The 13,563-nt window shown below is 40.9% G+C and carries 10 protein-coding genes, 2 tRNA genes and 1 rRNA gene; 5 read left to right on the forward strand and 8 right to left on the reverse strand.

Features of this window, described 5'->3' with window-relative positions; translation table 11 throughout:
- Positions 1 to 137 precede the first annotated feature (137 nt).
- The 3 genes from JMX96_RS02875 (at position 138) to JMX96_RS02885 (ending at position 2,592) form a co-directional block, all read left to right on the forward strand.
- Entirely contained in the window at positions 138 to 2,087 is a 1,950-nt protein-coding gene (locus tag JMX96_RS02875) for a MacB family efflux pump subunit (protein WP_198327634.1), read from the forward strand.
- A gap of 194 nt (positions 2,088 to 2,281) precedes the next feature.
- Positions 2,282 to 2,357, forward strand: a tRNA-Lys gene (locus tag JMX96_RS02880).
- Between the two features lie 159 nt (positions 2,358 to 2,516).
- Positions 2,517 to 2,592: transfer RNA gene (locus tag JMX96_RS02885), tRNA-Lys, on the forward strand.
- 100 nt (positions 2,593 to 2,692) lie between these two features.
- Here the strand turns inward: JMX96_RS02885 and JMX96_RS02890 are convergent.
- Both JMX96_RS02890 and JMX96_RS02895 read right to left on the reverse strand, forming a co-directional pair.
- Complete coding sequence (locus JMX96_RS02890; RefSeq protein WP_201567188.1) at positions 2,693 to 3,481, reverse strand: MBL fold metallo-hydrolase; 789 nt, start codon at positions 3,479 to 3,481, stop codon at positions 2,693 to 2,695.
- Positions 3,482 to 3,806: 325 nt separating this feature from the next.
- Entirely contained in the window at positions 3,807 to 5,894 is a 2,088-nt protein-coding gene (locus JMX96_RS02895; RefSeq protein WP_201567190.1) for a catalase, read from the reverse strand.
- Positions 5,895 to 6,454: 560 nt separating this feature from the next.
- Here JMX96_RS02895 and JMX96_RS02900 point away from each other — a divergent pair.
- A complete protein-coding gene (locus tag JMX96_RS02900) occupies positions 6,455 to 7,246 on the forward strand; it encodes a dienelactone hydrolase family protein (protein ID WP_201567192.1) in 792 nt (263 codons plus the stop codon).
- A 103-nt stretch (positions 7,247 to 7,349) separates the two neighbouring features.
- On the opposite strand, the gene JMX96_RS02905 is transcribed toward JMX96_RS02900, so the two are convergent.
- The 5 genes from JMX96_RS02905 to JMX96_RS02930 form a co-directional block, all read right to left on the reverse strand.
- Positions 7,350 to 8,039 (reverse strand): DUF938 domain-containing protein, encoded by a 690-nt coding sequence (locus JMX96_RS02905; protein WP_201567194.1) that lies wholly within the window; start codon positions 8,037 to 8,039, stop codon positions 7,350 to 7,352.
- Between the two features lie 96 nt (positions 8,040 to 8,135).
- A complete protein-coding gene (locus JMX96_RS02910; RefSeq protein WP_201567195.1) occupies positions 8,136 to 8,600 on the reverse strand; it encodes a flavodoxin family protein in 465 nt (154 codons plus the stop codon).
- Position 8,601: 1 nt separating this feature from the next.
- A complete protein-coding gene (locus tag JMX96_RS02915) occupies positions 8,602 to 9,015 on the reverse strand; it encodes an OsmC family protein (RefSeq protein ID WP_201567196.1) in 414 nt (137 codons plus the stop codon).
- A 501-nt stretch (positions 9,016 to 9,516) separates the two neighbouring features.
- A complete protein-coding gene (locus tag JMX96_RS02925) occupies positions 9,517 to 9,975 on the reverse strand; it encodes a hypothetical protein (RefSeq protein WP_201567197.1) in 459 nt (152 codons plus the stop codon).
- A 113-nt stretch (positions 9,976 to 10,088) separates the two neighbouring features.
- Complete coding sequence (locus tag JMX96_RS02930) at positions 10,089 to 10,868, reverse strand: hypothetical protein (RefSeq protein WP_201567198.1); 780 nt, start codon at positions 10,866 to 10,868, stop codon at positions 10,089 to 10,091.
- 645 nt (positions 10,869 to 11,513) lie between these two features.
- On the opposite strand from JMX96_RS02930, the gene JMX96_RS02935 reads away from it, so the two are divergent.
- Positions 11,514 to 12,539 (forward strand): purine-nucleoside phosphorylase, encoded by a 1,026-nt coding sequence (locus JMX96_RS02935; protein WP_201567199.1) that lies wholly within the window; start codon positions 11,514 to 11,516, stop codon positions 12,537 to 12,539.
- 906 nt (positions 12,540 to 13,445) lie between these two features.
- Here the strand turns inward: JMX96_RS02935 and rrf are convergent.
- A 5S ribosomal RNA gene (gene rrf, locus JMX96_RS02940) occupies positions 13,446 to 13,559 on the reverse strand.
- Positions 13,560 to 13,563 lie beyond the last annotated feature (4 nt).

The raw sequence follows: 13,563 nt of genomic DNA on the forward strand, positions 1-13,563 counted from the left end.
CTCAAAACTTAGGGTCACACACTTCTGCTAACCCTTCAAACAGCTCAGATAGCTCAAACAACTTAGATAATTCAGATAACTTGAATAATTCAGCAAAAATCAATACCGTTAATCACCCTGCACCAGGCAAGCCTATTATGGAGTTGTCTGGCATTATCAGAGAGTTCCCTGCTGGTGAGCAAACTATTCGTGTCTTACATGATATCAATCTAACTATCAATCAAGGCGAGATGGTCGCCATCATTGGACAGTCAGGCTCTGGTAAGTCCACCTTGATGAATATCTTAGGTTGTCTAGATCAAGCCACCGCTGGCGATTATAAGATTTACGGTCAATCCGCTCGTAAGCTTGATGCCGATCAGCTGGCCGAACTGCGCCGTGAGCACTTTGGGTTTATTTTTCAGCGCTATCATTTGCTTGGGGATATCAGTGCCAAAGACAACGTGGCCGTCCCTGCCGTGTATGCGGGCATGGATACCGAAGCACGCACCAATCGTGCTGAGAAGCTATTAACGGATTTGGGCCTTGGCAATAAGGTCAATAACCGTCCCAATCAGCTCTCAGGTGGACAGCAGCAGCGTGTTTCTGTTGCTCGTGCACTGATGAATGGTGGTGACGTTATTTTGGCAGATGAGCCAACGGGTGCCCTAGACAGCAAATCTGGCGAAGATGTCATGGCGATTTTGCATGACCTCAGCGCACAAGGTCATACCATTATCATGGTCACACATGATCCAAAGCTGGCAGCGCAAGCGGAGCGTGTGATTGAGTTAAAAGATGGCTATGTCATCGCTGACTATCAAACTGAGCATTACAAGCACACAGACAAAAAACCAGAGTCTATCCTTGGTGAACATCGAAAAAGTGCCTTTGGCAGTTTCATAGATCGATTGCTTGAAGCGTTTAAAATGTCTTTGCTGGCCATGCGCGCGCATAAGATGCGTACCCTACTGACTATGCTCGGCATTATCATCGGTATCGCTGCGGTTGTATCTATCGTAGGTCTTGGACAAGGCTCTCAGCAGCAAATCCTTGCCAATATCAGCTCGTTAGGTACCAATACCATTACCGTCAATGATGGCTACCCTAGAGGCGACCCTAGACGCCGCTATAATGATGACAACTTGACGCCAGAAGACGCCGAAGCGGTCGGCAATCAGCCCTATATTATCAGCGTTAGCCCTCAGGTAAATGCTAACTCTAGCGTGCGCTATCGTAGTATACAAGAGGACGCTACCGTCAACGGCGTTGGCGAAGACTATCTAACCGTCACTGGTGAGACATTGGCATTGGGTCAAGGGTTTGATGCAAAAAGCGTCACATTACGTAGTCAAGATATCATCATCGATGATAATGCCAAGCAGACCTTTTTCTCAGATATTGATAATCCTGTTGGCGAAGTGATATTGGTTGGTAGTGTGCCTGGACGCGTGATTGGCGTCCTTGAAGAGAGCGATGGTGGTTTTGGCCCCAGTGTGACAACGCCTACCATCTATATGCCTTATACAACGGTAATGTCGCGTGTCACGGGTAGTACCAATATCGATCGCTTTGTAGCGTTGTTAGATGACAGTATCTCTTCTAGTGCCGCAGAGACGGCCATCTCTGACTTGATAGAGAGTCGCCATGGCAAAGATGACTTTGAGCTGCGCAATTCAGACTCTATCCGTCAAACCATTGAATCGACGACAGGCACGATGACATTACTTATCTCATCGGTCGCGGTTATTTCATTGATCGTCGGCGGTATTGGGGTGATGAACATTATGCTGGTCTCTGTCACTGAACGCACTAACGAGATTGGCGTACGTATGGCAGTGGGTGCGCGTCAGAGCGATATCATGCAACAGTTCCTCATTGAGGCCGTTCTGGTCTGTATTTTAGGGGGGCTGATTGGTATTGGACTGGCCTTTGCCATTGGTGAGTTAATTAATAGTGTGGGCGGTGATAATTTCAAAGTTATCTATTCATCAACCTCTATTATTGCCGCTTTTGTTTGTTCGACGTTAATTGGCGTAGTATTTGGATTCTTGCCAGCGCGTAATGCTGCCAAACTAGATCCTGTTGAAGCACTTTCTCGAGACTAATAATCGATTATTGACTCGCTTTAGCCAAAAATAGAGCAGTCAATATCGATATAATGGCAAAAATTTAAAGAAACTGGAATAAATTGGCAATTTTATAAGAGAATTACACTTTTTTTATCATGTGGGGTTGTAATTGTCATAATAATATATATAATGTGCTCTCACGTTTAGGGATACAAACACTTTAAACGTTAGGGCTGTTAGCTCAGTTGGTAGAGCAGTTGACTTTTAATCAATTGGTCCCGCGTTCGAGTCGCGGACAGCCCACCATATTTAGTTTAATCTTTATTAATCGTTCTGCCCTATCCGGTAGTAGACTGATAAAGGTAAGTTTAAAAAACATCGTTCAGATGTTTAGTTTTAGAAAGTTCTTTAGTTAGAATTTTCTCTTGCAGAGTTAGAAAGCATCGCTTTTTTATATACTCTTCAGGGCTGTTAGCTCAGTTGGTAGAGCAGTTGACTTTTAATCAATTGGTCCCGCGTTCGAGTCGCGGACAGCCCACCATATTTAGAAAGCCCAGTTACTATCTTAGTAATTGGGCTTTTTTTCGTCTGAGCTTTTTAAACGTTTTTTTAGCTATTAGTTTCTTAACTTTTATATACCTCTACTTATTATGCTTACGTTTAAACAGTCGAAAGTTATCTCTCTTGCGCCATAGTAGTTTATGTCTGATCGTATCCTTGATGGTACGTGGATGCTTGGGCGCATGAGCGATAAACTCATCAAACTCTGCCTCACTCATCGCCAGCTCTCGTCCATGTGCCATCATCACCATTGACGGTTGTAATGCCCTAATTTTTTTTAGCGACTGGACATAGTCTTTAGGGTAATAGACAGGAAATGGTGCTACGAACTTATGGCGCAACTTAATGATTAAATCAGCGGTGTATACTTCACGACTAGGCAGATGAAACAATGATAAATCACGATCCGTATGACCTGGCGTCTCTAATACTTGCCACTCATCGAACTTTGGCACAAGCTCACCATCTGTGACGGTGATATCCGGTTTCAGACTTGCCGAGTAATATAGGTTTTTAAATGGTTTACCTTGACGTCTGGCCACATAATATCCTAGATGTATATCTACGAAGTGCATCGTGCGCCCACCAATACCGCTATACCACTGCTTTTTTCTATCTGTTGAGACAATCAGACAGCCCGTCTTTTCTCGAAACTTATTCGCACCACCTGCATGATCCGGATGCATATGCGTGACCACTACTACTTTTAGGTCGGTGACGGGTCGTTTTAACGTTGTCTTAATATAGTCAAGCACCATCGGTACATCAGCACGGCAGCAGCCATCTAACAGCATTATTTTATCTGGATATACTGCCAGATAGCTACTCTGGATATATCCTTCTAAACGTACAATTTCACATAGACTCATTGGTGTTCCCTACCTCATTCGTCGTTATTATTGTGAGGCTTTTGTTCAGTTTTATAGCCAATCTTTAGTATAGCGCCCGTCACTACAAATAAAATGATTTTGAGTGAACGCTTGTGACTATATATAGAAGTCATGGGGCATACAGAGACAATGCGACTAATAACGATTAATAAATAACTATTAGCACCTATATACATGACTTTTATCTGTGAAAATTCTCACCTTATTAGCAAAAAGCAAAAACCCAGCGCTTAGGCTGGGTTTAAGGAAACACTTAATATCTTATTTGTTATCTTAGATAATTCGTAAATTACCTACTTATCAACTATGCAAGATCACGAACCTTTGGCTCACGTTCCCATAGACGAGACTTAGCATTACTAATAAAGGCATCTAACTCAGCCAATGGCGTCACAAACTCATCTTTTTCAACTGGCAGTTTACTTAGGATAAATTCATCAGTCGCACCGCAATAGGCGATGGCTTTGCAATGATTGTACGCATCATTGAACCAATCTAATGCTGAGCTGTCTTTTGCGAGCTTTTTAGCTTGGTCAGGCATGATGATACTAACGACGGCATCAAACATCACTGACGGACCACCAGCGAGGCGCTCATCAGCTTGTATGCGTGTACCATCATCTAATACGACTTCTTTGTTAGGCGCTACAATCTTGACACTAGCACCCTGCGCTTTGGCAGCATCTTCAAATTTTTTGACTTCACTACTATTAGAACCTTCTGCGACTAAGATACCAATCATGCGACCTTTTAGGCTATCAGGCGTTAGGCCAATAGTTTGTACCGCTTTAGAGGTTCCCAAGTCTTGGACAGGTGCAGCCGCGTCAGCTGGCTCTGGTAGCTCCATACCCAAGGCCGTTGCTACGCGATTGGCCAAGTCTTCATCGATATGAATCAAATGGCTAAGCATACGCGTACGCACATGGGCTGTATCTACTTTACCTAGCTCAAACGCATAAGCGGTTGCAATATGGGCTTGCTCAGTTGCTGTCTGACTACGGTAGAACATACGTGGCTGACTATAGTGATCGGCAAAGCTCTCGTCACGTACGCGGCCTTTTACGCCATCATCTAGTTGCTCATGGAATGAATTGAATCCACGTTTAGTGCTTTCACGAGGACGAGTTGGATCTAGGCTTTGTGGCTCATAGAGTACACGCGTCTTTGGCACTTGCATCTGCATATGACCATCTTGCTGATTGTTAGCAAACGGACATTTTGGCGCATTAATAGGAATCTGGGCAAAGTTTGGCGAGCCTAGACGTGATAGCTGAGTGTCTAGATAACTAAACAAACGACCTTGTAATAATGGGTCATTACTGAAATCAACACCCGGTGGCAGATGCGATGGGCAGAATGCTACCTGCTCAGTCTCTGCAAAGAAATTATCTGGATAACGGTTCAATACCATCTTACCCACGACTTTTACTGGTACCAATTCTTCTGGAATCAGTTTTGTCGCATCGAGATGATCAAATGGGAATTCGTTGGCTTCTTCTTCAGTAAATAACTGCACGCCAAATTCCCATTCAGGATAGTCGCCATTATTGATTGACTCAAACAAATCACGGCGATGATAGTCAGGATCAGCACCTGAGATTTTCACTGCCTCATCCCACGTGGTTGACTGTACGCCCAATACTGGCTTCCAATGGAAACGTACAAAGGTGCTCTTACCGTCTTTATTGATTAAGCGATAGCTATGAATACCGAAGCCTTCCATCATGCGTAGGCTACGTGGCAGACCGCGATCACTCATCAGCCAAATTAGATTGTGCATGGTTTCAGGACTTAGTGAGACAAAATCCCAAAACGTATCATGAGCAGAAGCTGCTTGCGGGAAACCACGATCTGGTTCTGGTTTTACCGCATGAATCAAATCTGGAAACTTCATCGCATCTTGGATAAAGAAGATTGGCATGTTGTTACCAACAATGTCCCAGTTACCTTCTTCCGTATAAATTTTCACAGCAAAACCACGCACATCGCGTGGCGTGTCTTTTGAGCCTTTATTACCCGCTACTGTTGAGAAACGCGTAAACAATGGCGTTTGCTTACCTGTTTCGGTCAACACTTTAGCAGTCGTATACTCTTCTAGTGACTCTGTTAGCTCAAAATAACCGTGTGCTGCGCTACCACGAGCATGGACGATACGCTCAGGGATACGCTCATGGTCAAAATGATTGATTTTTTCACGTAATACAAAATCCTCTAACAGCGTCGGTCCACGTGAACCTGCTTTTAAAGAGTTTTGGTTATCAGCGATAGCCACACCTTGCTGCGTGGTCAATACTTTAGTGTCGTCGCCTGCACGCTGATGAGTTTCACCACCATTGCCACGTTCAGTATTCATGTTTTTGGCGGGGTCAGTATGATCGATATTATTATTCATAAAAAATCCTAGCTAATAGATTGAGAGTGCTCTTTTAAATCATTAAAAGAGTGCCTACACAGGTTTAATATCCTTTGAGATAGTGGTGACTTCATCTGTCATTTATTTATCTGTGTCTTCAGCATTGTCGAGCGTTAAATTAATACCGCACTAAAATTCGTAAAGGAATAATAGGCTTAGGACTTATACTACCCAAAAAATAAGTCAAATATAGTTGCGTATATAGTAAACCTTGTTGATGTTTGGTTAAGGTCTATAGACGCTATAAACCAGCTGCTTTAGATGGTCTTAAAGGCGCATAAACGTTAACAATAGAATCTTGTAATGTAGTTATTCTTTAAGGTATGCTTTTTACGCAGTACTAGAGACTATTGATAAATAAATTGGCATGGTTTTAGCCTTATATTTATCTTTTTTATATCGTTGGATTCAGATAATTTCGATACAAGAAAACCGAGCGCAAGTTATACATTAGTATGGTTAGTGAAAATGACGTTGTAGCGGTTTTATATGGATTTGACAATGCGACTATTTTTTATATAACTATAAGGCTACCTACCATGTTACCAACTCTAAGCTCCCCGATTAAAAAACCTTATCACTCATTGCTAGTAGGCGCGTCAATGGGTCTAATGGCATTAACGTTCAGTCAAACAGCTGCTGCTATCACGACCAAAAACGTGACCTATACGGTCGATGATAAAGCGTACGAAGGCTATTACGCCAAGGCGGATAAGCCAAACGCACCTTTTATCTTATTGATTCATGATTGGGATGGTCTAACTGACTATGAGCGCAAACGTGCTGATATGTTAGCGGCTGAAGGCTACAACGTATTGGCAGCCGATATGTTTGGACAAGGCATTCGTCCTACTTCTATCGAAGAAAACAAACGCCTAACTGGGGAGCTATATGATGATCGTAATAAAATGCGTCGCATATTGGCAGGGGCACTGACAGCAGGACAACTACAAGGCAATGATGTGCGTAAAGGCACGACCATGGGTTATTGTTTTGGCGGTACGGTCGCGTTAGAGCTTGCCCGTTCAGGTTTTGAGCAAAAAGCCTTTGTACCCTTCCACGGTGCATTCGACATTCCAACCGGTCAAAGCTATGACAAAACTACAGGAGAAATCCTAGTATTCCATGGCTCTGCTGACCAATCTGTCTCGCTAGAGAGCTTTGCGACTTTGGGCAAGACATTAGAAGCAGCCAAAATACCTCACGAAATGGTTACCTACAGCGGCGCACCACATGCCTTTAGCGTATTTGGCAGCGATAGATATGATGCTCGCGCCGATGAGCGCTCTTGGAAACGCTACTTAGATTTTTTAGCAGAAGAATATAAATAGTCTAACAGCGTAAAAAATAAGAAAGCCTAACTAAAAAGCCACTTCAATCGATCATCTTCTGATCTTAATTGAAGTGGCTTTTCTGTTCTAAGAATTCGATGCTTTATATTTTTTGAAATACTAATAGCTGATTATTAGCAGGCATTGCATATGTTTTTGAAATTTGTAGATGATGAGCATTTGCTAGACTGACAATGTCTTCTTTATCACGAATGCCGCTGGCAGGGTTGCCTGCTCTCAACATCGCATCAAATCGCTGATTACCTTCACTGGTATATTTACTATGCTCATTAAAAGGACCATATACAATCAGCTTACCGTCCACAGGTAGCGCATCACTAGCCAATGCAAATAATCGCTCTACCAAAGCCCAGCTAATGATATGCAAAGTATTGGCTGTAAATATTACATCATAAGGTTTGTCTACATGACTGCTATTTAAATGACCACTATCTAAATGACTACTAACAGGTACTGAGTCATGCGCCAAATCAAACGCTAATGGCGAATATAAATTAGGTGCAGGATACGCATTATGCCAAGCAATGATATGGCGATGATTACTAATCACATCGCTGGTTTGCCATTGTATCTCAGGCAGATTAGGGGCAAAGTAAACACTATGCTGACCTGTTCCAGAGCCAACTTCTAATACATGATTAAAGCCTTGTAGTTCTGTCTGGAGTACTTCTAGAATAGGCTGTTTATTATTTTCACACGCTTGAGAAAACGGCAATGCAGAAATATCTACTTTATTATTTGGATTATCACTCTCCAGATTATCGTCATGCATTACTATCCTCCCAGACCTTTTTTTATGCTCTCAGTATTGATAGCAGTAGATGAATAAGCACTGTCTAATACTGCCTGACTACCAAACAACTGACTACTAGTAAATACCTGCCTCTACCCCAGCAGCAAGCGTCATAGCAAGCTCTTCTACTTGCTCAACAAAGCTCTCTTGCCAATCGCCTTGTAGTAACAGCGCCTCTTGAATCCATGACCAACGTAGCCCCGTTGTAATCGTTTTGAGCGCAAGCTTGGTACCTGTACCATCATGCCCTGCGCGTATATATACCGCAAATGGCATGCCCTGCTTTTTCTCTAATATAGGATAGTAGCAACGATCAAAAAAGTCCTTGGTCAGCCCTGCCATATACGCCAGATTCTCAGTCGTACCTAGCAGTAACGCATCAGCAGCCAACACGTCTTCAGGCTGCGTATCCTGCGGTGATTTCAAAATGACAGTGATATCTATATCAGGATGATTGGCACCGTCATAAGCTGCCTGCGCCAATTTCTGAGTATTGGGCGATGGCGTATGAGCGACGATGAGTAAAGTCTTAGTAGACATATTAGGCGTCTGTGCCATTGTTAAACACTAGATTTTGAGTAATGGCAGGATCCAAGCTATTGCCTACTGGACAGGTCAACGCGGTTTTATAAAACCGTTTTAAGGTACTCTCGTCCAATGCTTTCGAAAAATTAACCACAACGTGTATTTCACTTACACGTCTTGGTTTCGCCGCCATGACTTTGGTAACTTCTGCGGTCGTACCTGAGATATCGATGTCCATCGCTTCGGCTTTGATACCAATAATTGTTAAGATACAACTACCCAAACTGGTCGCTAGTAAATCAGTCGGTGAAAACGCTTCGCCCTTACCATGATTGTCCGTTGGCGCATCAGTAATGATTCGATTATTCGACTGTAGGTGAATGGCTTGGGTGCGTAAATTGCCTTGGTAGGTTACTTTTGATGTTGTCATGGGGGTTCTCTTTGATAGTTGTTGTTGAACTACTGGTTTTCAATAGAGTATTGTTTTTTGACTATAAAGTTAAATGCACAATTTAAAATAATATATTTAAAACTAATTGAATTGCTTGACATTACCAGTATCCGCACGATCTACAAAAAAGGCTATTGTTTTGGTTGTCTACACAATCGACCTGAGCGCCAACTATGGCATGATATGAGGACAGAGCAACAACGCGAGGTATAAGGCTTATCGCTGGGTGCAAGCTGCGTATAGAACAGATGAGACAGCGTAAAGATGAGCAATTGAGGTTTGATTTTAAAGAAACGATAGAGATAGGTGAATTATTTTGAGGGATAAATTTATAAAATACATACAAGAAAATTTCGTTTTTATTAGTTGAAACGTCTAGTTTTGGACTTAGATGATTAAAAAATGGTTTATATATAACACCCTATCTAGCAATAAAAGTTGTGATATCTTACTGATAAACTTTCTCTAAAATTGTATTAACTAAAAAAAGTTTTCTGGCCATAAGTATTCTGGTAAGTATTGACGAATTAAATTTGCTTGAGATTGGTACCCTCTTGCTTCAAGTTCTCTAACAAAAACTGGCCAAGGTGGAATATTGCTTTTATATACATTGCTTGAAGAGGTAGACATACCACCACCTTGTGATGTTGACAAACCACCATACTGTGATGTTGAAAGACCCCCATATTGGGATGTAGACAACCCACCATATTGAGATGTAGATAATCCACCGTACTGAGAGGTGGACAAGCCTCCATATTGAGATGTAGACATACCCCCATATTGAGACGTAGATAATCCACCGTACTGAGAAGTGGACATGCCTCCATATTGAGATGTAGACATACCCCCATATTGGGACGTAGATAAACCTCCACCTTGAGCAGTGCTCAAATTTCTTGGCCAAGTTTTCATGTTCTCTATTTCAGGTCTAGACATTAATAACTTTCCTTTTTCAGTTTTATTCAAAATACCGATTTTATAAGGGTATCGTACCAAATCAATATACTAGTAATATTGTCGCCAAAATTAAAACGTCGAGTCATTAATATTTAATCTATCTGACTGTAGTTTGATTGATTTACCCGAAGCTGATTTTCTTTAGGCTCTATACCATTCTCAATAATATCAATTTTGATAACATACTTTGGTAAACCAAATTTCTCTAAGAAACCTGTAGCAACTTTTTTGGAAGTCTCGTCAAATTCTAAATCCAAACCATTAAAGTAACGGCTCGCAAGCTGTAATGACAATGGCGTACCATAACGATAAAGTAATGTATCTTTATTACCTGTTTCTAAAGCTAAATCAAGAGGTACACATACAGCTCTAGTGACCGCAGAAAATGGAATTTGAGAACCTCTATGATAATAGTAATACTTTAACTCTTCTTGATACGAAGAAGCTGACAGGAAGTTTGTAATTTCTTCATAATCATAAAGTAAGTAATGAGAACGAGGAGCATTCTTTAATATTCTTTTAGCTTGGGGTATTTTCATTGCACTGAAGGATGTTTTTCTCCAGTCACGCTTTTTCGCTTCAAGGAATGCTACCCCATGAAGGTCAGTACCATCTTTATAGTTAATATTCACAATTAGAGCAATATCACCAAAATTATTCTCATAAGCTCCCTTTAGTTTGTATATTTGCCAGTCTATTTTGCTCTTTCTATCTTCACTAATAAAGCATATACCATTTATTTCATGTCTTAAATCACGAAGTAAGTTTAGGGTAATGAAATCTTCATCCCATTCGTGTCCTGTTAATCCACTAATAGAGCTTCTAATTGTATTCTCTATTCGACCCGTAAGCGTACTTAGATTAGATTCCATTCAATATTTCTGCTTAGTCTATGATACATAGTAGAACTGTATTTTTATTAATGTCTAATTTCGTATGATATAAAAAACCATAAATAGAATAGTACCTGACTTATTTAAAAAATAAAAATTTACTCTCCTATAAATCTAGCACTAATACAATGAAGCGACAATCTAAATATAACAATAAGGTAGAAAAAATTTGTTAAGAATCTCGGAACCTAGCTAACATTTTCAAATCCCTCTTAAAGAAAAGCCCTTTAATACTGACGTATCAAGGGGCTTTTCAAGAATAGAGAGCTGACGATGACCTGAGCGCCTTTAAGTTAAAGAAGAACATGCTAACTGCAAGCACAGCTCTTGTCTTACGTCGGGCGAAACAGTGTTTCGCTTGTTCCTCCTCAACGTAGCGCAAGAGTAAATCCTTTTAATAGGATTTGCTGTGTAGGCCACTAGGAATAAAAGATAAAAAAGGAAGATCTATTCCAACCAAAACCTTCTCACCTACCCTCTACACTAGTCGAGCACTCCAGCCTATCTGAAGATTATGCTATTCTATATTGGATATATAAGCATTTATTTAGTTTTAGCATATTTTTTAGTTATTGCTAATTAAACTATAAATCCAGACTCAAATACTTTAAATAGGCGTTCCATATGTTTATAAAAAAACATTTTTTTCATTTATCTATTTTTACCATGATATTCATGTTTTGTAGTAACGCACAAGCTGAAACTCATCAAGATAAAATCCAAGTAAAGGTATTTATCGCAGCGATGTTTGAGATTGGTGAAAATAGTGGAGATAAAGCAGGCGAATTTCAGCATTGGTATAATCAATATTTTACAGATAGTAAGCCTATAAAAGTAGAAGGTGCCCATAGCCCAGTTTATTGTAACTCAGAAGGTGTCTGTGGTTCGGTATTAGGGATGGGTAAAGTAGGATCTTCAGCGTCCATGCAAGCAATCACACTTTCTCCTAAATTTGACTTTAGCAAAAGCTACTTCGTTCTAAGCGGTGTCGCAGGAACACCACCGAGTAAAGGCACGATAGGTGATGTAAGTTGGGCGTCTTGGCTCGTAGATTACGACTTAGGTCACCGCTGGAAAGCCGAAGAAGGTGAAAAAGGTGCACCTACGTTTACACCCCGCAAAGGCTATGAAGATATTCGCCGCTATCAACTTAACTCTGAACTGCTAAAATGGAATCTACATTTAAGCCAGTCAGTTGCTTTAAAAGATTCAAAAGAAGCCAGCGCATATCGAATGAAATATCCTGATGCAGCAGCACAACGAAGCCCAGCTATCACCGTAGGTACTCATATGACAGGAGATACCTTTTTTCATGGTCCAGGGTTATCTAAACAAGCGCAATACATAGCTGAGTTATATAATGCAGATGATTACATTATCACTGAAATGGAAGCCACTGCAATAGCACAAGTACTTAACAGAACGGTAGGTATTGAACGCATAATGAGCTTACGTGGTGCAGTGAATTTTGACCAAGGTAATCCAAATGAGACTACGCTTCAACATCTAGATCCAGCGCCAGGGGAAACAGCTGGTGGCTTTGCAGAAACAGTAGAAAATATCGTGCTAGTAGGATCAAAAACTGTCGATCACATCGTTGATAACTGGGATGTCTGGGAAAAAGGTGTGCCAAAATTCAAAGAAGAATAAAGAACTTCAAAGTAAATTTTAAGTAGTACAACAGACAGTGAATAGTTAGCAGTCAGTAAGTAGTTTCTAGAGTGGGTTTACGCTCATTCTAAAAACTGCTATGGCTAAAAGCTCTACTACAAATATAGCTCTTCCATTTCAGCTTCATTAAAAATAATTAAGCCATCGAACCGCCTACGCTCGTTAGATAGCATACGATTGAGTAAGCTATAAGACTCATCCTTGATATAGACCTCTATTCAATATAAAGGTTTTTATAAAGCCAATCAATCAAGGTATTATGAACAGATAACTAATCAAATTCATATGCTAGATATAAAGTCTCTGCCTCTATCAATAAAAACCTGCTTAAGATGAAAACATCACTCCGCTTAATAATTAAGATACTGTATTACTCGTAGTAAAGGGTAGAAGCGGATATTGTGGCGTCGTCTATCGCTTATAAACTCTACTGGCTAGGTATAAATCTAATACAGTTGGTTAGATTTAATGGCATAGTCTTGACTAATGATAGATACTTCTTTTGTCTTAGGGCACAGGTTTCGCTTTCAAATAGTATATACGCAATGAAAGCATCTCTGATTCTGTCAGTGGTAAAGTTCGCATATACGTTGTAGCATTGGCAAAATAATTCTTAATGTTAGATAAAGAAAAGCCCCCAACGCTCACGCGATGGTGGCTTTATCTATAATAGAGAGCTGCCGAACGAGAAGAGCACTGTTAAGGCAAAGTATTGCTAACTGCAAGCATAGCTCTTGTCTTGCGCTACGGACGACTGTCTCCCAGACAGCCGTTGCTCCTTGCTCATCTTTAAATAGGATTTGCTGCGTAGGTCACTAGGAATAAAAGATAGACACAAAGAAAATCCCCCGACAAGCTAATGTCGGGGGATATTTCAGAATAGAGAGCTGACGATGACCTACTCTCACATGGGCGAACCACACTACCATTGGCGCTACGATGTTTCACTTCTGAGTTCGGGAAGGGATCAGGTGGGGCCATCGCGCTATTGTCGTCAGCAAAG

The organism is Psychrobacter sp. JCM 18900 (genome assembly GCF_904846625.1).
In the GTDB taxonomy this organism is placed as follows: Bacteria; Pseudomonadota; Gammaproteobacteria; order Pseudomonadales; family Moraxellaceae; genus Psychrobacter.